The following is a 20,840-nucleotide window of genomic DNA, read 5'->3' as shown; positions in this document are numbered from 1 at the left end:
TACTCCTGAGACGTTATGCTTTAACAGCTGGTTTAACGATCACGTTGCCGCCAGTTGCGCCTGGGACTGCACCTTTAATAAGAAGCAGGTTGCGCTCAGCGTCAACACGTACGATCTCTAGGTTTTGAGTCGTTACACGCTCAGCACCCATGTGACCTGCCATTTTCTTGCCTTTAAATACGCGACCTGGAGTCTGACATTGACCGATAGAACCAGGAGCACGGTGAGACAATGAGTTACCGTGAGTCATATCTTGAGTACGGAAGTTCCAACGCTTAACAGCGCCTTGGAAACCTTTACCCTTAGATGTACCAGTAACGTCTACTTTCTTAGTTTCGTTGAATAGTTCAACAGTTAGTTCTGAACCAACTTCGAACTCTTCGCCGTTTTCTAAACGGAATTCCCAAAGACCGCGACCAGCTTCAACGCCAGCTTTAGCAAAGTGACCTGCTTCAGCTTTGTTTACACGGTTAGCTTTCTTAGAACCAGCTGTAACCTGGATTGCTGCGTAGCCGTCAGTTTCAAGAGTTTTCACTTGAGAAACACGGTTAGCTTCAACCTCAACAACTGTTACTGGGATAGAAACGCCTTCTTCAGTAAATACGCGGGTCATGCCCACTTTACGACCGATTAGACCAATCATACTTCTAATCTCCCTTAACCTAGGCTAATTTGAACGTCAACGCCCGCAGCAAGGTCTAGACGCATTAGAGCATCAACAGTCTTGTCTGTTGGCTCAACGATGTCGATTAGACGCTTGTGAGTACGGATTTCGTACTGGTCACGTGCTTTCTTGTTAACGTGTGGAGAGATAAGAACTGTGAAACGCTCTTTACGAGTTGGCAGTGGGATTGGACCACGAACCTGTGCGCCAGTGCGCTTAGCTGTTTCAACGATTTCCGCTGTAGAAGCATCGATTAGTTTGTAATCGAAAGCTTTTAGGCGGATACGGATACGTTGGTTCTGCATGAGACAGAGCTCCAAATTTAATAAATTACACAAACAATATCGCCACTCAAACTCGTCAAGACGAGAGAATGCCGATTGATTTATGTGAAACCGTAGCATCCAAGATTAGGACGCATTGTCAGTTAATTTTCGATTAACTATCCCTATATGCCAAAGTCACCTTTGAGGATAGTTTTTCCGAAGAAAAGATAGCTAATTGTATTAACCGCGAACATAAGCTGAGTATACATTACCTCGCAAATCCTTAGATTTGCTCGCTCCTCACTGCTCATTGGTTCACAACTGGCTTAACCAGTGCGCTGCATTATACAGATCACACTTTAGGTTGCAAGCGCTGAGTGAAAAATAATCGGGAATATTCCAAACCCCATACATTCCTCTTCGCTTGGTAGCCATTAAAACAAAAAGGACGCCGAAGCGTCCTTTTCTAAACTGTAATCGTAATAGCGGCTGCTATTATTTCTTACCGCTTGATAGTGCACCGAAACGCTTGTTGAAGCGATCAACACGGCCGCCTGTATCAACGATACGTTGCTTACCAGTGTAGAATGGGTGACACTTGTCACATACGTCTAGATGGATAGACTCTTTACCTAGAGTAGAGTTGAACTCAAAAGAGTTGCCGCAAGAACAAGTCGCTTTTACTGCTTTGTATTCTGGGTGGATACCAGCTTTCATGGGATAACCTCAATAGTAGGCCGTGTCGCTATACGAATCTAAGCCGCACACCACACGCAATTAATAATAAAATGGGATACCGCATCAACTAATTGCCGAAGCCATATCTCAAGGCGCGATATAGTAAAGAATCACATTGCTCGGATCAACACATTTGGCAACTTTTTCGCCACTTTTTTAGCCAGACTAATCATAGAGGCACGATTCACGCTGAATCGCATTGCTTTACTCGAATTTCCATACCGATTTTAATAGACTCTCATTTCCTTTCCCTCTTTTTTAATAGCTAAGAATTTATGCGTCCAACCATTGCTAGAGTGGCATTACCCGTTCCGCTCGACAAACAATTTGATTACGCCATTCCGGGGCACCTGTTTCCGATCATTGGTGGACGCGTTTCCGTACCTTTTGGACGCCAAACGTTAGTTGGCATCGTCACCGCGATGGTTAATCAATCGGACTTTCCCAAAGATCAACTCAAGCCAATCAAAGCAGTTCTTGATTCTCAGCCGGTATGGTCTGAAAAGCTTTATTCGTTGCTGACTTGGTGCAGCCAGTTCTACCAATACCCACTTGGAGATACGCTACACAATGCGATGCCAGCAGCTCTACGTAAAGGAAAGCCTGCAGATTTTGCGACGCTACAAGAGTGGCAAATTACCGAATCCGGTAAAGACAAGCTGATGCAAGGGCTTGATCGTCGAGCGGTCAAACAACAGAAGGTCTTGCAAATGTTGGTTAACGGCGCTTTGCCTCACCAGGAATTTGTCGACCAAGAGATAGCCTCAACAGTACTAAAGTCTTTAGAAGAGAAAGGCTGGATTGAACGTATCGAGAAGAAGCCTGTAATCACCCAGTGGGGACAGCACGTTGAATGCGACGTCGAAAAGCCAAAGCTCAACCACGAACAAGCGCTGGCTATTGCGAGTGTAAATAGCCAAACAGGCTTTGCTTGCTATTTATTAGAGGGAGTAACTGGCTCTGGTAAAACCGAAGTTTACTTAAACCTTATCAAGCCAGTTTTAGAGCAAGGGAAACAAGCCTTGGTTTTAGTACCAGAGATTGGCTTAACGCCCCAAACCATCAACCGCTTTAAACACCGTTTTAATGTGCCAGTTGACGTCATCCACTCCGGGTTAAACGAGACGGAGCGTCTGAATGCGTGGCTTTCTGCACGCGACAAAGCGGCCGGAATCATTATCGGCACACGCTCTGCCCTACTCGCGCCTTTTGCTGATCTCGGGATTATCATTGTGGACGAGGAGCATGACACCTCTTACAAACAACAAGATAGCTTGCGTTATCATGCACGCGATGTTGCTGTAATGCGCGCCCATAAAGAGCAAGTACCGATTATCCTCGGCTCAGCGACGCCAGCATTAGAAACTTTGCATAATGCGCTGTCTGGTAAATATCACCATTTAACACTAACCCAACGAGCTGGCTCTGCCGTACCAACCACCAATAAAGTGTTAGATGTAAAAGGTCAGTATTTAGAAAGTGGCTTATCTGCCCAACTGATTGCCGAAATGCGCAAGCATTTAAAAGCGGGCAATCAAGTAATGTTGTTTCTTAACCGTCGAGGCTTTTCGCCCGCTTTGATGTGCCATGAATGCGGTTGGATTGCAGAATGTAAACGCTGTGATGCGTACTATACGTTCCACCATTACAGCAACGAAATACGCTGCCATCACTGCGGCTCACAACAACCGGTGATTCATCAATGTCAGGGGTGTGGTTCAACCCAATTGGTTACCGTCGGCGTAGGAACGGAACAACTCGAACAACAATTGGCTCAGTTATTTCCAGAATACAACGCCATTCGCATCGACAGAGACAGCACACGTCGCAAAGGTAGTTTGGAAGATGCCCTTGAATCGATTCGTAAAGGTGAACATCAAATTCTGATTGGCACCCAAATGCTGGCTAAGGGGCACCATTTTCCAAATGTAACGCTCGTTGCTCTTTTGGATGTTGATGGCTCTCTTTATAGTAGTGACTTCCGCGCTTCCGAGCGACTAGCGCAGTTGTTTATTCAGGTCGCAGGTCGTGCCGGCCGCGCAAGTAAACCTGGCGAGGTTATCCTACAAACCCACCATCCTGAGCACAGCTTGCTGCAGGCCCTGCTTCAAAAAGACTATCGCCACTTTGCTATGACTGCTCTGGAAGAACGCAAACTGGCTCAGCTTCCGCCTTATAGTTTCTTGACTCTGTTTAAAGCAGAGGCGAACCAAAGTGAGGTAGTTGAAGACTTCCTGCGTCAGGTTCGCTTTACGTTAGAGTCACACCCTCTGTTCGATGATTCCTGCATGGTGTTAGGCCCTACTCCTTCACCTTTGGCCAAGCGGGCTGGTAAATACCGTTGGCAACTATTACTGCAAACTCAGCATCGTTCATTGATGCAAAAGTTATTAACCAGTGCCAAACCTGCTATTGAGTTGTTGCCAAATGCTAAGAAAGTACGCTGGAATTTAGATATAGAACCACAAGATCTCAGCTAGCAAACGTTTAACTATGTAATGAATTACCATTTAATGTGACCAGAATCACACCAAGATTACAATTTTTGTTAAACAGACCGTAACTTTCACTTTAGAAATGAATAGACTATCCAAATTAGAAAAGTCTAAAGTGACTTGTTTGCACAGGCTTAGATTAAAACAATGACTATTCCCACAAATTGATATCGCGGTGAAGAATCCATTTTCCCACTCGTTAACACGAACTGAGCGAAGAGCAAACACAGCTCTAACTCGGTTTGATTACTCTGATTTCAAACCGGAATAACGTCATCTTGGCAAAAAATAAATGAGAGGTTAAAAACTATGGCGACAATGAAGGATGTTGCCCAGCTTGCGGGAGTGTCTACGGCTACGGTATCTCGAGCCTTAATGAATCCAGAGAAAGTCTCTTCTTCTACAAGAAAGAGAGTAGAAGATGCCGTACTTGAAGCGGGTTATTCTCCAAACTCATTAGCGCGTAACTTACGTAGAAACGAATCAAAAACCATTGTTACTATCGTTCCCGACATCTGTGATCCTTATTTTTCTGAAATTATTCGCGGTATTGAAGATGCAGCCATGGAACATGGCTATCTAGTCCTGCTGGGCGATAGCGGACAACAGAAGAAACGCGAAAGCTCTTTCGTTAACCTCGTATTTACTAAGCAGGCAGATGGAATGCTACTGCTTGGTACAGATCTACCATTCGATGTCAGTAAGCCAGAGCAAAAGAACTTACCTCCGATGGTAATGGCGTGTGAATTTGCGCCTGAACTCGAGCTTCCGACAGTACATATTGATAACCTGACCTCTGCATTTGAAGCGGTGAATTACCTGACTCAATTAGGTCATAAACGCATTGCTCAAATCTCTGGACCAGATACAGCAATATTGTGTCAGTTCCGCCAGCAAGGCTACCAACAAGCCCTGCGCCGTGCCGGCATCAATAAAGATCCACAATATAGTGTCATTACTGAGTTCTCTTTTGATGGCGGAGCAAAAGCCGTTCGTAAACTGCTCGAATTGCCAGAACCACCAACGGCTATTTTCTGTCACTGTGACACAATGGCCATCGGCGCAATTCAAGAAGCGAAAAAGCTTGGCTTACGAGTACCGCAAGATCTCTCTGTTGTGGGCTTTGATGACATTAACTTCGCTCAGTACTGCGATCCACCGTTGACCACCATCTCTCAACCTCGCTATGAGATTGGTCGACAAGCGATGCTAATGATGCTCGAGATGTTAAAAGGCCACGACGTGCATTCAGGCTCGCGTCTGCTTGAAACTAATCTCGTCATTCGTGGAAGTGCAGCGCCACCACAGCGCCCTTAACCTAAAGATTAGGTATTCATCCCCAAAGCGGTGCTAAGGCGCCGCTTTTTTATTTACCCCTCCTGCTTTTTGTATATCCCCGAATAAATATAAGCGAGAACAGACACACACTCCTACACTCGGGCGTTGTCGCGCTTTAGCTATCAAGATTCTATCAATAGGGTGTTTTCTCAACTCGTTCTGGATTAACATATTTGCAAGAATCCTTGATGACCAGAAATAACCGTGGCAAATAGAGATTATGTAAGACGGGGGCGAGGCGCCCCAAAAAAGTCGACAAAAAAACAGCCGCCGAGAAGAAAAAAACCTTGGCGCAGTGGCCTGCTCGCTATCTTGCTCGTGGGCGGTTTTGGCTATGGTCTTTACCTTTTGAGTAGCGACCCAGAACCTAAACAACCAGTCGTGAAGCAGCCAACAACCACTGTAAGCAAACCAAAGCCGAAAAAAGACTTGCCGCCACCACCAGAAGAAAAATGGGAATATGTTGAGTCACTACCGAAACGTGAAGTTGAAGTTGTGGCTAAAGAAATTGAAGTTTCTAAAATTCCTTACATCATGCAGTGTGGCGCGTACAAAACTCAGGCACAAGCGGAAGAGCGCAAGCTTGCAATCGCGTTCCAAGGGATGTCGAGCAAGATTCGTAAGAAAGAAGGCAGTTCATGGTATCGCGTGGTGCTAGGTCCGTATAAGTTCAAACGTGATGCAGAACGTGACCGCCATAAACTGCAACGCGCGAAAATCGAGCCGTGTGCGATTTGGAAAGAAAATCTTTAAACTCAGGCCCTAGGAGCTAAGATCCTAGGGCCTTTCTTTTTGCCCCCTTGAATCCCCATTTCTCCTCCCCCATATACTGAATTAAATCCAAAGAGAAATAATCAAGAGGTCGACTGTGACTACCATTGTATCTGTACGTCGAAATAATAAAGTCGTCATCGCGGGTGATGGCCAAGTATCTCTAGGCAATACCGTAATGAAAGGTAATGCGCGCAAAGTTCGCCGCCTATACAACAACCAAGTACTAGCGGGCTTTGCCGGCGGTACTGCGGATGCCTTCACCCTTTTTGAGCGCTTCGAAAGCAAACTGCAAATGCACCAAGGTCACCTAACCAAAGCGGCAGTTGAGCTAGCCAAAGACTGGCGTAGCGATCGTGCTTTGCGCAAGCTCGAAGCCTTACTTGCCGTTGCCGACGAAACCGCATCGTTAATCATTACCGGTAATGGTGATGTCGTACAGCCAGAACATGACCTGATTGCGATTGGCTCTGGTGGTGCTTACGCACAAGCTGCCGCAACCGCCCTACTAGAAAACACAGATCTAGATGCTCGTGAGATCGCGGAAAAAGCTCTCAATATCGCGGGTGATATTTGTGTCTTCACTAACCATCACCACACGGTAGAAGAGCTAGACTCAACAGTAGAGCCTGAAAAACCAACCGCGTAATCGTAACGAAGTAAGGAAAGAATATGTCTGAAATGACGCCTCGCGAAATCGTTCATGAATTGAACCGCCACATTATCGGTCAAGAAAAAGCCAAACGTTCGGTTGCGATTGCACTGCGTAACCGCTGGCGCCGCATGCAGCTTGAAGAAAGCTTGCGTGCCGAAGTGACGCCAAAAAACATCTTGATGATTGGCCCTACTGGTGTTGGTAAGACTGAAATCGCACGACGCCTAGCAAAACTGGCAAATGCCCCTTTCATCAAAGTTGAAGCGACAAAATTCACCGAAGTGGGTTACGTTGGTAAAGAAGTTGAAACCATCATCCGTGACCTAACCGATGTCGCTGTGAAAATGACGCATCAACAAGCGATGGAGAAAGTGAAATTCCGCGCAGAAGAGCAAGCGGAAGAACGCATTCTTGATGCGCTACTACCACCAGCACGTGATAGCTGGGGTCAAGCAGAGCAAACGGAAGAGTCTTCTCACACTCGCCAGATCTTCCGTAAGAAACTGCGTGAAGGCCAACTAGACGATAAAGAAATTGAAATCGACGTAGCCGCACCGCAGATGGGCGTAGAGATCATGGCGCCTCCTGGTATGGAAGAGATGACTAACCAGCTGCAAGGCATGTTCCAAAACCTGGCAGGCGACACTAAGAAAAAACGTAAGCTGAAAATCAAAGACGCAATGAAAGCGTTAGCGGAAGAAGAAGCGGCGAAACTGGTAAACCAAGAAGAGCTAAAAGAAGCAGCGATTTTCAACGTTGAAAACAACGGCATCGTATTTATCGATGAGATCGACAAGATCTGTAAACGCGGCGAGAGCTCAGGCCCAGACGTTTCACGCGAAGGTGTTCAGCGCGACCTACTTCCATTGATTGAAGGCAGCACGGTATCAACCAAGCACGGCATGGTAAAAACAGACCACATTCTGTTTGTTGCATCTGGTGCATTCCAAGTGGCAAAACCATCTGACTTGATCCCAGAATTGCAAGGCCGTCTACCAATTCGTGTTGAGCTAGAAGCACTAAGCAGCAACGACTTCAAACGCATTCTGACAGAACCAAAAGCCTCTCTAACAGAGCAGTACGTTGCATTGATGAAAACGGAAGATGTGGACATCGAATTCACAGAAGACGGCATCACGCAAATCGCGGAAGCGGCATGGACGGTCAACGAAAGCACAGAAAACATCGGTGCTCGTCGCTTACACACCGTTATGGAACGCTTAATGGATGAAATCTCTTACGACGCAGCGGAGCAATCTGGCGCTAAATTCGTTATTAATTCCGCTTATGTGAAAGAGCGCCTAGGCGACACGATTGAAGATGAAGATCTAAGCCGCTTTATTCTTTAACCGCAATCTATCCCACCAAAGCCCAGAACCTTGTTTCTGGGCTTTTTGTATAGAATGACGACCACTGTGACAACACCTAAATCAAAAGATCTCGTCATTCTAGCGAGCTTAAGCGAGACTAAGAATCTGCTAACAGCAAACGCCTATTCTTTCTCTCTCACCGTAACACTTCACAATCGGATGATCGATTCTGAATCGCCCTTTGACTTCTAGTTGAGTTGTTTTAGGTCAATAGCGTATCTGCCTCTTTGTGCTTATACTGGGCACATTGGTTACTAGCACGAAATTTCCATGAAACAATCTCTACAGATCTGGCTTGAAGCCGCTCGTCCAAAAACATTACCTCTGGCATTGGTTTCTATCTTAACAGGTAGCGTGCTCGCCTACTCGGCGGGTCATTTCTCACTGACGATTGCCATCATGGCTTTCGTAACCGCGACATTGCTGCAAATTCTATCCAACCTGGCAAACGACTATGGCGATGCCGTTCAAGGTACAGATAACGACAAACGCCTCGGCCCATTACGAGCGATGCAGTCAGGCGCGGTAAGTGCTAAACAGATGAAACAAGCGATTATCTTTAACATCGTTCTGACCGCCATTTCAGGCTTGGTGTTAGTTTTCTATTCACTAAGTTCACTGGAAAGCATTGTTACTTTTATCGGGCTGGGAATTTTGGCCATTCTCGCAGCCATTGCTTATACCATGGGTAGCAAACCATACGGTTACGTGGGGCTTGGCGATATATCAGTGTTCTTGTTTTTTGGTTTACTCGGCGTATCCGGTACCTACTTCTTGCATACCGGTCACGTAGACACCACGCTATTCTTACCTGCTTTAGGCTGCGGTTTACTCGCTGTTGCAGTACTCAATATCAACAATATGCGTGATATAGAGAACGACCGAGAGTGTGGTAAACGCACGGTGGCGGTACGCTTAGGTCAACGTAAAGCCAAGCAGTACCACTTTATCTTACTTGGCGGAGCTATCCTTGCCTTTGCGGCTTACTTGTTAATTCAAGACAAACCCGTTTGGATTAGCTTGCCATTTTTACTTAGTATTTATTTCGTGGCCGATCATGGTAAAGCGGTTTGGCATACACAAAAGCCCGCTCAGATAGCACCAATGATGCCAGTCATCGTGAAATGCTCTTTAGTCACCAACGTTTTGTTTGCAACAATTGTGGTAGCTCAAACTCTAGTAAGTTAAAAAAGGATTGTCATTGCATTGACTTAATGCCTAGATATACTCAAAGACAACCAATTTCTGTTTAGAAAGGTACGCTATGGAATACAATACCTCAGCACTCTGTGATATCTACCTCGATCAGGTAGATGTGGTTGAACCAATGTTCAGTAATTTTGGCGGTCGCGCTTCATTTGCCGGGCAAATCACCACCATCAAGTGTTTTGAAGATAATTCGTTGATCCGCGAGACATTAGAGCAAGATGGACTTGGTCGCGTTTTGTTAATTGACGGTGGCGGTTCCCTACGTAAAGCCCTTATCGATGCAGAAATCGCAACCATTGCGGAAGAAAACGAGTGGGAAGGCATTGTCGTTTACGGCTGTGTTCGTGAAGTAGATGAACTTGAAGATATGAACTTAGGCATTCAAGCCCTCGCTTCTATTCCTGTTGGAGCGACCAGTCAGGGTATTGGCGAATTGGATGTACCAGTCAACTTTGGCGGCGTTAGCTTCCTTCCAGAAGATTACATTTATGCTGATAGCACCGGAATTATCCTGTCGCCAGAACCATTGAATATTGATTTAGAGTTGGATGAAGAAGCATAACGAGTCTTAGGCGCCTAAGTTATAGGGCCTTCTCTTGGCTCTTAGCGCCTAGCCTTGTCTCAACATTTTCTACTTCCCTAAAACACAAACACCCGCTTAACGCGGGTGTTTTTAATTTGGAATGAAAAAGCCGAATTATTCCACTTCGTCCATTTTGCCAAGTAGTGCACGAATGCGCTCTTGCCATTGTGCGTGCTCTTGCTGTGCTTGTTGTGCTTTTTGCTCTAGCTCTTCACGTTGAGAGCGAAGCTCGTTCGCTTCTTCCGCAAGTTTAGCTTTATCTTCTTTCAGCTCTTCGACTTCCATCTGAAGAAGAGTGATTGTGTCAACTGCAGTTTGAATTTTAGATTCTAGTTGTTCTAGTACTTCAAAAGACATCTTGGCCTACCTATGTTATTCCGTTGGGACGATGTGCGAGATTGATGCACACCTAACCTATATAAGGTTCATTCTACTCAGCGTCGCGATGAGAAACACTCACTATATTCGATATTTTGCATCATTCGGTCAAAAAATCAGCGCAATCTCACTAAACGCTGACTTTTCTTGTCGCCGAAGCATTTTTGAGCAAGGATTTTGCGTCCCGCCACGCTGAAAATCGCCCTAAGTATTGATCAAATTCAAGTTAGATAAAGTAAAAGCCTCGCAAAAAGGCAAACGTTTACTCGACCTTGTGATAGAATCGCCGCGCAAATTCTTCTTCCCTCTTGCTTACTTGGAGACATCATGAAACGCGATTTAGCAATGGCATTTTCCCGTGTGACTGAAGGTGCAGCTCTGGCTGGTTACAAATGGCTTGGCCGTGGCGATAAAAACGCAGCCGATGGCGCAGCTGTTGAAGTTATGCGCACGCTACTGAACAAAACAGATATCAGTGGTGAAATTGTCATTGGTGAAGGTGAAATCGATGATGCGCCAATGCTGTACATTGGTGAGCAAGTTGGTATTGGTGGTGATGAAGTGGATATTGCAGTCGACCCGATTGAAGGAACGCGTATGACGGCAATGGGACAATCGAACGCACTAGCCGTACTTGCCGCAGGTGAGAAAGGCAGCTTTCTTAAAGCGCCAGATATGTACATGGAAAAACTGGTTGTTGGCCCTGGTGCAAAAGGCGTAATTGACTTAGAAAAGCCGTTAAAAGAGAACCTAGAGAACGTAGCAAAAGCACTGAACAAGCCACTTGATACCCTAGTCGTTATTACCCTTGCGAAACCTCGCCACGATGACGTTATTGCAGAAATGCAAGCAATGGGCGTACGTGTCTTTGCGGTGCCTGATGGTGACGTCGCTGCCTCTATTCTGACTTGTATGCCAGACAGTGAAGTGGACATGATGTACTGTATTGGCGGTGCGCCAGAAGGGGTTGTATCAGCAGCAGTAATTCGAGCGCTAGACGGTGACATGCACGGTCGCCTGCTTCCTCGTCATGAGGTAAAAGGCGATACTGAAGAAAACCGCATTTACGGTGCAGGTGAACTAAAACGCTGCGATGAAATGGGCGTAAAAGCGAATGTTGTCCTCAAAATGGAAGACATGGCTCGTAGCGACAATGTGGTATTTTCAGCTACAGGCATCACTAAAGGTGACTTGCTGGAAGGTATCTCTCGTCAAGGCAATATAGCGACCACAGAAACGCTGCTCGTGCGCGGTCGATGCCGAACTATTCGCCGCATCAAATCGACTCACTACTTAGATCGTAAAGATCCAGAAGTACGCGATTTTATTCTTTAAGCATTTCTCGAGGCTCTCGCTCAATCTGAGTTTGAGCCTTTCTTTCCGCACAACGGGCAATAGATTCTGAATCACCGTCATTCCTCGTTGTTCTGAATGACGGTGACTTTAATAAGCTCTAAATCAAAAGAACTCGTCATTCTAGCAAGCTCCAGCGAGACTAAGAATCTGGTAACAGCAGGCTCCTATTCTTTGCTGGTCACCTTAACCACTGCTCAACCGGACGATAGATTCTGAATCACCTCGTTCCTCGCTGTTCAGAATGACGGCTACCATAGCAAGCTCTAAATCGAAAAAACTCGTCATTCTAGCGAGCTCCAGCGAGACTAAGAATCTGGTAACAGCAAACTCCGCTTCTTTCCCGCTCAACTAAGCCACTGCACAGCCGGACAGTAGATTCTGAATCACACTCGTTCCTCGTTGTTCAGAATGACGGTGACTTTAATAAGCTCTAAATTAAAAGAACTCGTCATTCTAGCGAGCTCCAGCGAGACTAAGAATCTAATAGTAACAAGCTCCTATTCTTTCCTGACCACCTTAACCACTGCTCAACCAAAAGATAGATTCTGAATCACCTCGTCCCTCGCCGTTCAGAATGACGACATATATTGGCTCATATGAACATAGCCCCTACAAATCCACACTCAAATTAAGTCAACACTTTTCTTTACTAACCCTATCGCGCATAATATGTACTGACGTATAAATGGTGGGTATATGAAGACCGTAGATAGGATATTGCAAATCGTTAAGCGTGATGGCTCCGTCACTGCAAAACAACTCTCCTCTGAGCTAGGTATGACAACCATGGGGGCTCGTCAGCACCTACAAAGTTTAGAAGATGATGGCATTCTTTCTATCCATGACGTAAAAGTAAAAGTTGGTCGCCCTGCTCGTCATTGGTCTCTCACTCAAAAAGGTCATGAGCAATTTGCTGACCGTCACGGTGAGTTGACCATTCAGTTTATAGAAGCTGTCGAACATATCTTTGGCAAAGATGGACTGGAAAAAGTCACATCAGAGAGGGAAAAACTCACGTTACAAAGTTATCGTCAGCACCTTGAGCAATGCGACTCTCTGCAAAGCAAACTAGAAACACTCGTCACATTAAGAGAGCAAGAAGGCTATATGGCCGAGCTCGAGAAAGATGAGAACGGATTCATCTTGATCGAAAATCACTGTCCGATTTGTAAAGCCGCAACTCGCTGCCCAAGCTTGTGCCAGTCAGAATTAAGTGTCTTTCAGTCTTTACTTGGACGTGACACCAAAGTAGAGCGTACCGAACACATCATTAGCGGCCAAAGACGCTGCGTTTACCGCATCCAACAACTACAGTAACCACCACAACCAAACATCGACATGCCGCACTTATTCAATCTCAAGCTTGAAAGCTTCTCTTATAAGTGAGACGGCTGAAGAATTCATCCTCTCTCCTCTTTCTAGTGGTATAGGCTTTTAGTAACTAAAGGCAATTTCCATAAGGATTTGGAGAGCATCGATGTCTAATCTACGTCATATCCCGTCCCAAACGCTTCCTTCATTCGATGAAATGGTTCGAATGGCAGAGCGAGACCCAGAAGCTTTTGAGCAATTTCGTCATGAGATGGCGAAAGAGATGATCGAAAGCGCATCAGAAGATATGAAAGAAAGATTGTGGGCTCAACAAAGCCACATTGATAGAGTCATCAGCACGTGTAAAAACCCTCATCACACCAATGTGGTATTGATGAACGAGTTGCGAAAACAGGTCGTAAAGTTCAAAGCAGCGCTAGAAGGGGAAGCGGTACCGACACAAAAAGCGGATGTGGTTAGCTTAAATGCGTTTAAAGATAGGAATGACTTTTACTGATACTCAGTAGATAGATCGAGAAAGTTAGGGTTCGTTTCTCTTACCAAGGCTAACTTCCACTCACGCTTCCACTGCTTGAGCTGCTTTTCTCGGTTTATAGCATTAGCCATATCGTCGAATAACTCAAAGTAAACGAGCTTATGAACGTTGTATTTGTTAGTAAATCCTTCCACTACTCCATTTTTATGTTGCCATAATCTTTGGGGCAGCTGACTGGTAACACCTATGTAGAGAACAGCGTTGTTATTTGACGTTAGGATATAAACGCAAGGTGTCTTATCGATGATTCATTCTCCTTCATTATTCGCTGTTACTTTTCCATTGTAATTCGCGAGCTCAGTCAGTTTATTTCAAGCTCGGAGCACTCTGCGCCTAGATTCTGAATCACACTCGTTCCTCGCTGTTCAGAATGACAGTGGCTTTAACAGCCTCTACATCAAAAGAGTTCGTCATTCTAGCGAGCTCAAACGAGACTAAAAATCTGGTAACAGCAAGCTCCTATTCTTTTGCTCTCACCTTAGCCACTGCTCAACCGGATGATAGATTCTGGACCACGCTCATTCCTCGCTGTTCAGAATGACAGTGGCTTTAACAGCCTCCAAACCAAAAAGGATCGTCATTCTAGCGAGCCTTAGCAAGGCTAAAGATCTGGTAACAGCAAGCCCCTATTCTTTCCCGCTCACCTTGGCCACTGTTCAATCGGACGATAGATTCTGAATCACCTCGTTCCTCGCTGTTCAGAATGACAGTGGCTTTCCAGACTCTAAATCAAAGGAGCTCGTCACTCAATCGAGCCTTAGCGAGACTAAGAATCTCGTAACAGTAAGCTCCTATTCTTTCCCGCTCACCTTAGCCACTGCTTAACCGGATGATAGACTCTGAATCACCTCGTTCTTCGCTGTTCAGAATAACGATGGCTTTCACAGTCTCTAAATCAAAAGAGTTCGTCATTCTAGCGAGCCTTAGCGAGACTAAGGATCTGGTAACAGCAAACTCCTACTCTTTCACACACAGCTTAACCAGGGCTCAAGCGGACGATAGATTCTGAATCACACTCGTCCCTCGCTGTTCAGAATGATGATGACTTTAACAGCCTCCAAACCAAAAAGGATCGTCATTCTAGCGAGCCTTAGCGAGACTAAGGATCTGGTAACAGCAAACTCCTACTCTTTCACACACAGCTTAACCAGGGCTCAAGCGGACGATAGATTCTGAATCACACTCGTCCCTCGTTGTTCAGAATGACGATGACTTTAAGAGCCTCTAAATAAAAAGAGCTCGTCATTCTAGCGAGCCTTAGCGAGACTAAGAATCTGGTATCAGCAAGCTCCTACTCTTTCACACTCAGCTTAACCATTGCTCAACCGGACGATAGATTCTGGATCACGCTCATTCCTCGCAGTTCAGAATGACGGTGAGTTTAACAGTCTCTATATCAAAAGAGTTCGTCATTCTAGCGAGCCTCAGCGAGACTAAGAATCTAGTAACAGCAAGCTCCTATTCTTTCCCGCTCAGCTTAAACACTGCTCAAGCGGACGATAGATTCTGAATCACGCTCGTCCCTCGCAGTTCAGAATGACGGTGAGTTTAACAGACTCTAAATCAAAAGAATTCGTCATTCTAGCGAGCCTTAGCGAGACTAAGAATCTACTTTCAGCACGCACGATACTTGAAGCAATTACTCCGGCTCAGGGCCATATAGGTTTGGTCCTGATGTTCCCTTTAAGAAACCACATTCAATTAGAATCCATAAACCACAAATCAGAGAAATGGAAGCAACGAACATCTGTGGGGTCGACGGCTCTTGCGCGGCAGGGCTGGTCATTGGCGTGGCAATTCGTCCGATAATCAGCGGAATATTCAGTGCTAGCCAATAGATCGATTTGTTGCGGTCGTGCCAACGCTTGGTGGTGATCGCCAAATCAGGGAGCAACAGAACCACCAAGAAAACAGGAAGAAGCACATAGGAGAGAGTAGGAAGCAGCTGGCTGATACCGGCACCAAAGCCTAGAATGGACACATAGTAAATGACGTTCCAAATCCAGTAGGTTTTACGGTCTATACGTCCTTGAAAAGAAAACAGTAACTCTTTAGTCGACATCAAATTTTACCCCAAAGTAGAAAGGTTATAGATTAGCCGAGTCGATATAGTTTGGAAAGGACACCGAAAGCTTGGGTGCCCACAACGCCCATATAACAAGCAGAGCCAGGCTGAGAATTCGTAACAATAACCCCTCGCTATTCTCGGGCAATTTAGCGCAACCTAGTTCACTACCTTTTGGAAGCTATCTATATCCATGTCTCGGATATTGACCGTTAAACTGTGCACGTGACTGGCTTGCTCTTGAAGAGTCGCCATCAAGGCTCGTGACAGTTCTCGCTTTTGTTCTTGGGAGCGACCAGATAACAAATCAAAGTTGATATGGATAAAGTCGAGGCTATCTCCCTCCTCTCCTATTAACCAATTGTGGCACCGGAGCGTTCTAGATTTCACTGACGCGAGTTCAAAAAGGCCACTTTCTAACGCCGTTTTATGTAAATCCTCCAGTAACCCCTGAACATTGACGCGTTCTTCCACCGAGTTTGAATACTCTAAAACGAGATTTGGCATTTTGATTCCTTTCTACAACAATTAATTCCAGCGCGTAGTAATACCAATCTCAGCAGCAATTTCCGAGGAATGAACTATCATTCTGTCTACGCGATCACCAATCGGTTGCTTTTGACAAAAATAACAGGATCGATGCTTGGTCGAATCAACAAAGAAAGCCGGACAAGACATGACGCCAATCATGATCTGTTCACATTATTCTGTTATATTCCTACGTAGATTTTTTACATTAATTGACTATTTACATTAAAGATAAGGGAGATATTCCTATGCGTCGTCCTGTAGTGATGGGTAACTGGAAACTAAACGGCAGCAAAGCAATGGTAACTGAGCTGCTAACTGGTCTTAACGCTGAACTTGAAGGCGTTGAAGGTGTTGACGTAGCAGTCGCTCCACCAGCACTTTACATCGACCTAGCAGAGCGCGTAATCGCTGAAGGCGGTAACAAGATCATCCTAGGTGCTCAAAACACTGACCTAAACAACAGCGGTGCGTTCACTGGCGATATGTCTCCAGAAATGCTGAAAGATTTCGGTGCTACTCACATCATCATCGGTCACTCAGAGCGTCGTGAATACCACAACGAATCTGACGAGTTCATCGCTAAGAAATTCAACTTCCTAAAAGAAAACGGCCTAACACCTGTTTTCTGTATCGGTGAATCTGAAGCGCAAAATGAAGCTGGCGAAACTGAAGCTGTATGTGCACGTCAAATCAACGCAGTTATCGACACTTACGGTGTTGAAGCTCTAAACGGCGCAATCATCGCTTACGAACCAATCTGGGCTATCGGTACTGGTAAAGCAGCAACAGCTGAAGATGCACAACGCATCCACGCTTCTATCCGCGCACTAATCGCAGCGAAAGACGAAGCAGTTGCAGCACAAGTAATCATCCAATACGGCGGTTCTGTTAAGCCAGAAAACGCTGAAGCTTACTTCTCACAACCAGACATCGACGGCGCTCTCGTTGGCGGCGCTTCTCTAGACGCGAAAAGCTTCGCAGCAATCGCTAAAGCAGCGGCTAAAGCAAAAGCGTAATCTCGTTTTTACTGAGAGTAGAAATAACAAAGGGATGCATCATGCATCCCTTTTTGTTTGTGTATTAGATTACACACGATCATCTTAACTAAAGTCTAATCACTACCAAATAGGTCTCGCGTGTACACCTTATCAGCCACATCAGTAAGTTCTTCAACCATACGGTTAGAGACAATCACATCGGCGCTTTGTTTAAACTCATTCAGGTCGTTGATTACACGTGAGTTAAAGAACTCGTCTTCCTGAAGTACTGGTTCATACACCACCACTTTAATACCCTTTGCCTTGATACGCTTCATAATACCTTGAATAGACGAAGCGCGGAAATTATCTGAGCCAGCTTTCATTATCAAACGGTATATCCCAACCACTTTAGGTTCTCGTTTGAGAATAGACTCAGCAATAAAGTCTTTACGAGTTCGATTAGCTTCCACTATGGCTCCAATGATGTTATTAGGAACTTCCTGGTAATTTGCCAACAACTGCTTTGTATCTTTAGGTAAGCAGTAACCACCGTAACCAAATGAAGGATTGTTGTAGTGGTTACCAATACGTGGATCTAAGCCTACGCCTTCAATAATTTGACGAGAGTCTAGATTGTGCGCTTCCGCATAGGAATCTAGCTCATTAAAGTAAGCCACACGCATTGCAAGGTAGGTATTTGAGAACAGTTTCACTGCTTCAGCTTCTGTTGAATCAGTAAACAAAATTGAAATACCTTCTTTTACCGCGCCCTCTACGAGAAGGTTTGCAAATGTTTCCGCACGCTCGCTACGCTCACCTACGATAATACGAGATGGATGCAAATTGTCGTAGAGCGCTTTACCTTCACGAAGGAACTCTGGAGAAAAAATGACGTTCTCACAGTTCAATTCATCTTTTATACGCGCGGTATAACCTACAGGCACAGTGGATTTGATTACCATTACGGCTTCTGAGTTAATTGCCATCACATCTTTAATGACCGCCTCAACTGAAGAAGTATTAAAGTAGTTGGTTTGCGGGTCATAATCTGTAGGTGTTGCGATAATAACAAATTCAGCATCTTTATAGGCGAGCTCTTTGTCTAGCGTTGCCACAAAATTGAGTTTCTTCGTTTCAAGAAAGCTCTCGATCTCAGAATCAACAATTGGAGATTGCTTTTTATTTAGCATCTCAACTTTCTCTTGGATGATGTCTACCGCAACGACTTCATGATTCTGAGCCAAAAGCATGGCGTTTGACAGACCTACATATCCTGTACCTGCAACTGCAATTTTCATTCTTTTATCCCATATATAAAACTGGCGTAAGAATACCAAAACCTCGCGGTATGCGGTAGAAGCAGGTGCTTTTTAGCTCTTTTTTTACGCTGAATTTACGTATACAAAAAAGCGGCCATTTGGCCGCTTTTCAACTCGATTGCAGTTAATCTAACTGGGTTGTAAGGTACCTTAAGTAAGCATTACGCATACGAACCTTGTTCTCTTCAAAGTAATCGCTACCATAACGACCACGGTTAAAGTAACGGCGTAGCATACTGTTATCCATCGCAAGTTCATCACCTTGACCCGTAGTCAAGTAGTTAAACTCATTCCCTACACGAGTGCTGACGTTAAAGTCGTACGCTTCATTACCACGAACCTGCAGGAGGCCAGGAGACATATCACGCCATGGCGTCAAAGGTAATTTTACTGATAGCGTAACAAACTGCTCTTCATCGGTGTTATGAAACTGCGTCACTTGATAACTTGCGGACAACTCTATGTCGTCAAACCAATGTGAGGTTGTGAGCTTCGCACCAACATCGCCTTTCCAAAACTCTCCCACAGTTGCGTTAAACTGCCAATCCCACTCAGGCATGCTGAAAGTATAACGAGTTAAAAACGTTTGGCGATCCGGGTTCACATAGCCATTTTTATCTTTCTCATCCGAGTGTTGGAAGTAACTCATTTCTAAACCAACCGCATGTGCACCTGATGGAGAAAACCAAGCGGACTCACTGTGCACCCCAACATAATCTGCTTTTACTAAACCAAGCGATACTTGGTTCGCCACATCGACATATGGCAATCGGAAGAATTGATGCACCATGGCACGATCGATTTCATTTTCATAGGCGCTATCTTCAAAATAACCGCCGTCTTCAAAATCATCGCTTTCCGCTAATGGCAAAATATGGCGAACATCCACTGCAGCTCCAGACCACAAGAAGGTATAGAGGTTGCTCGACATAGCAAAAGAGTAATCATATACACCATACTCAGTCGCTACACCATGACGCACCATTGGCGACAACACCAATTGTGAATCTAACGTCCCACTATTTACGCGCTCTGTTTTCCATTCTACTAGCTCAAGCATATCGGATAGGTCTGTCGTATTGAACTGGATGTCATCACATACTGCAGAACCATTCATAAAGTTCTGATAACAAGTCGCATCCGTTTTCACTCTCACTATTGGTTTTTGGTTTGCCAATAGTAATAGTTCAATGCGGTCAGAACTTAAGCCCATTTCTTGCGCAGTGTTTGTTCCGAAATGACTTGAAATAATTCCCATGGCAACACCCAAACCATCCACCTGGCTGTGATTATAGCGGCGATTCTCTAGTGCCACGACAACCGATTGATTCAAGGTACCAACTTGAATATTCAGAAAACCTTCGTTGCGCAGCGCACTGACCAAGGCAGAGATTGACGCATTATCAGCTTTACTTTGCTCTAGAGAAACCTTTTCCATCAGTGACACATTGTTACGAGCATACTCACGAGAGCGGGCGTAATCGGTGATGAGCGGGATAGACAATGCGGCATTCCACATATTCTGTTCATCCGTGTCATGACCAGAGTAAATTTGGTAGCTCAAAGAAGCAGTCATGTCGTAAGGTAGCAGTTCTTCTGGCGTGAAAACTTTCACTGATGAGTTAAAATCGACAGCATCGTATTCACCGGTGAGCTGAACAAAATCAAATGGCTGATATTCAATACCACCGAAAGGTCCATCCATTACCCCTAATGCGATGTCAGAACGCCCGTAGCCTAATGAAACTCTGATAGGAAGTTGCTTAACGTTGTAATCAGCAACCACATAATTTGTGTTGAAGTAGTTTGAAGCCCCTCCGAGATCTTGTACCCCAATTGCAAAGCTCAAATTATCAATATCCCACAGTTCTGGGAGCTGATATTTAAAAGACGCAGATAAATCTCTTACAGGGCCACATCCGTTCTCTATAAAGCTACGGCAGTTGTAAGTTTCCGTAACAATTCTGCCGTGAGCTTCAAGTCCTTCAAACAAACCGATAGAAAACTTTATTGAATCCAAATCTTGAATACTGCTTTCGTATGGCAAACCTTGAGAGAAAGTTGTTGCTGAAACACCGTAGCTTAACACTTGAGCGTTTGGGGTTAGCGTTAAGCCTGAGAAGCTTTGATTAGAGGATAGAGTCTTTAGAGCTTGTGCAGAAATAGGTAAACTGAAAGTTAGTGACAGCAAGGACATAACCATTACTGCTTTATTAATTTTATGTGCCATCCATTTGCCATTATAAATAAATCGA

The 20,840-nt window shown here is 45.0% G+C and carries 20 protein-coding genes; 11 read left to right on the top strand and 9 right to left on the bottom strand.

Annotated features, from left to right (window positions below):
* Positions 1–13: 13 nt before the first annotated feature.
* The 3 genes from rplC to rpmE form a co-directional block, all read right to left on the bottom strand.
* A complete protein-coding gene (gene rplC, locus R7Z47_RS20540; protein WP_005379555.1) occupies positions 14–643 on the bottom strand; it encodes a 50S ribosomal protein L3 in 630 nt (209 codons plus the stop codon).
* Positions 644–657: 14 nt separating this feature from the next.
* A complete protein-coding gene (rpsJ, locus tag R7Z47_RS20535) occupies positions 658–969 on the bottom strand; it encodes a 30S ribosomal protein S10 (RefSeq protein ID WP_004410492.1) in 312 nt (103 codons plus the stop codon).
* Between the two features lie 456 nt (positions 970–1,425).
* Positions 1,426–1,647, bottom strand: a complete 222-nt coding sequence (gene rpmE / locus R7Z47_RS20530; protein ID WP_005379546.1) for a 50S ribosomal protein L31 — start codon at positions 1,645–1,647, stop codon at positions 1,426–1,428.
* Between the two features lie 296 nt (positions 1,648–1,943).
* Here rpmE and priA point away from each other — a divergent pair, with 296 nt between their 5' ends.
* From priA to rraA, 7 genes are all read left to right on the top strand, one after another.
* Positions 1,944–4,148 (top strand): primosomal protein N', encoded by a 2,205-nt coding sequence (gene priA, locus R7Z47_RS20525; protein ID WP_262606784.1) that lies wholly within the window; start codon positions 1,944–1,946, stop codon positions 4,146–4,148.
* A gap of 303 nt (positions 4,149–4,451) precedes the next feature.
* Entirely contained in the window at positions 4,452–5,480 is a 1,029-nt protein-coding gene (gene cytR, locus R7Z47_RS20520) for a DNA-binding transcriptional regulator CytR (RefSeq protein ID WP_254901949.1), read from the top strand.
* Positions 5,481–5,705: 225 nt separating this feature from the next.
* Positions 5,706–6,254 (top strand): cell division protein FtsN, encoded by a 549-nt coding sequence (gene ftsN, locus R7Z47_RS20515; RefSeq protein ID WP_017820300.1) that lies wholly within the window; start codon positions 5,706–5,708, stop codon positions 6,252–6,254.
* A 115-nt stretch (positions 6,255–6,369) separates the two neighbouring features.
* On the top strand, positions 6,370–6,921 hold the full coding sequence (gene hslV / locus R7Z47_RS20510; RefSeq protein ID WP_005383176.1) for an ATP-dependent protease subunit HslV: 552 nt from the start codon (positions 6,370–6,372) through the stop codon (positions 6,919–6,921).
* 23 nt (positions 6,922–6,944) lie between these two features.
* On the top strand, positions 6,945–8,276 hold the full coding sequence (gene hslU / locus R7Z47_RS20505) for an HslU--HslV peptidase ATPase subunit (protein ID WP_047101881.1): 1,332 nt from the start codon (positions 6,945–6,947) through the stop codon (positions 8,274–8,276).
* Positions 8,277–8,567: 291 nt separating this feature from the next.
* The gene (locus R7Z47_RS20500) at positions 8,568–9,485 is read left to right on the top strand and encodes a 1,4-dihydroxy-2-naphthoate polyprenyltransferase (protein ID WP_005383178.1); all 918 of its coding nucleotides are present in this window, start codon (positions 8,568–8,570) and stop codon (positions 9,483–9,485) included.
* A gap of 76 nt (positions 9,486–9,561) precedes the next feature.
* Positions 9,562–10,068, top strand: a complete 507-nt coding sequence (rraA, locus tag R7Z47_RS20495; RefSeq protein WP_005379537.1) for a ribonuclease E activity regulator RraA — start codon at positions 9,562–9,564, stop codon at positions 10,066–10,068.
* Between the two features lie 135 nt (positions 10,069–10,203).
* On the opposite strand, the gene zapB is transcribed toward rraA, so the two are convergent.
* A complete protein-coding gene (zapB, locus tag R7Z47_RS20490; protein WP_005379536.1) occupies positions 10,204–10,446 on the bottom strand; it encodes a cell division protein ZapB in 243 nt (80 codons plus the stop codon).
* Positions 10,447–10,794: 348 nt separating this feature from the next.
* On the opposite strand from zapB, the gene glpX reads away from it, so the two are divergent.
* The 3 genes from glpX (at position 10,795) to R7Z47_RS20475 (ending at position 13,651) form a co-directional block, all read left to right on the top strand.
* Positions 10,795–11,802: a class II fructose-bisphosphatase gene (gene glpX / locus R7Z47_RS20485; RefSeq protein WP_262606783.1), complete on the top strand. Its 1,008-nt coding sequence runs from the start codon at positions 10,795–10,797 to the stop codon at positions 11,800–11,802.
* Between the two features lie 717 nt (positions 11,803–12,519).
* Positions 12,520–13,140: a helix-turn-helix transcriptional regulator gene (locus R7Z47_RS20480; RefSeq protein WP_005379532.1), complete on the top strand. Its 621-nt coding sequence runs from the start codon at positions 12,520–12,522 to the stop codon at positions 13,138–13,140.
* A gap of 160 nt (positions 13,141–13,300) precedes the next feature.
* On the top strand, positions 13,301–13,651 hold the full coding sequence (locus R7Z47_RS20475; protein ID WP_262606782.1) for a DUF3135 domain-containing protein: 351 nt from the start codon (positions 13,301–13,303) through the stop codon (positions 13,649–13,651).
* Here the strand turns inward: R7Z47_RS20475 and R7Z47_RS20470 are convergent.
* The 3 genes from R7Z47_RS20470 to R7Z47_RS20460 all read right to left on the bottom strand — a co-directional run bounded on the left by R7Z47_RS20470 (position 13,645) and on the right by R7Z47_RS20460 (position 16,262).
* Positions 13,645–13,911: a GIY-YIG nuclease family protein gene (locus R7Z47_RS20470; protein ID WP_395234884.1), complete on the bottom strand. Its 267-nt coding sequence runs from the start codon at positions 13,909–13,911 to the stop codon at positions 13,645–13,647. The two genes, R7Z47_RS20475 and R7Z47_RS20470, sit on opposite strands and share 7 nt — an antisense overlap.
* Before the next feature lie 1,418 nt (positions 13,912–15,329).
* Positions 15,330–15,752 carry a DUF805 domain-containing protein gene (locus R7Z47_RS20465; RefSeq protein ID WP_213874569.1) on the bottom strand — a complete coding sequence of 141 codons (423 nt, stop codon included), beginning with the start codon at positions 15,750–15,752 and terminating at the stop codon, positions 15,330–15,332.
* Positions 15,753–15,914: 162 nt separating this feature from the next.
* Positions 15,915–16,262, bottom strand: coding sequence for a 5-carboxymethyl-2-hydroxymuconate Delta-isomerase (locus R7Z47_RS20460; RefSeq protein WP_017820736.1), 348 nt, complete (start codon positions 16,260–16,262; stop codon positions 15,915–15,917).
* Between the two features lie 269 nt (positions 16,263–16,531).
* Here R7Z47_RS20460 and tpiA point away from each other — a divergent pair, with 269 nt between their 5' ends.
* Positions 16,532–17,302, top strand: a complete 771-nt coding sequence (tpiA, locus tag R7Z47_RS20455; protein ID WP_005384863.1) for a triose-phosphate isomerase — start codon at positions 16,532–16,534, stop codon at positions 17,300–17,302.
* Between the two features lie 95 nt (positions 17,303–17,397).
* On the opposite strand, the gene R7Z47_RS20450 is transcribed toward tpiA, so the two are convergent.
* Together R7Z47_RS20450 and R7Z47_RS20445 are read right to left on the bottom strand one after the other, a co-directional pair.
* Positions 17,398–18,564, bottom strand: a complete 1,167-nt coding sequence (locus R7Z47_RS20450; protein WP_262606873.1) for a nucleotide sugar dehydrogenase — start codon at positions 18,562–18,564, stop codon at positions 17,398–17,400.
* Between the two features lie 145 nt (positions 18,565–18,709).
* Positions 18,710–20,815 carry a YjbH domain-containing protein gene (locus R7Z47_RS20445; RefSeq protein ID WP_318130596.1) on the bottom strand — a complete coding sequence of 702 codons (2,106 nt, stop codon included), beginning with the start codon at positions 20,813–20,815 and terminating at the stop codon, positions 18,710–18,712.
* Between the last annotated feature and the right edge of the window lie 25 nt (positions 20,816–20,840).

It is taken from the genome of Vibrio sp. 1641 (assembly GCF_033339995.1).
GTDB lineage: Bacteria > Pseudomonadota > Gammaproteobacteria > Enterobacterales > Vibrionaceae > Vibrio > Vibrio alginolyticus.
This window is presented reverse-complemented; position numbering and strand designations above follow the sequence as displayed.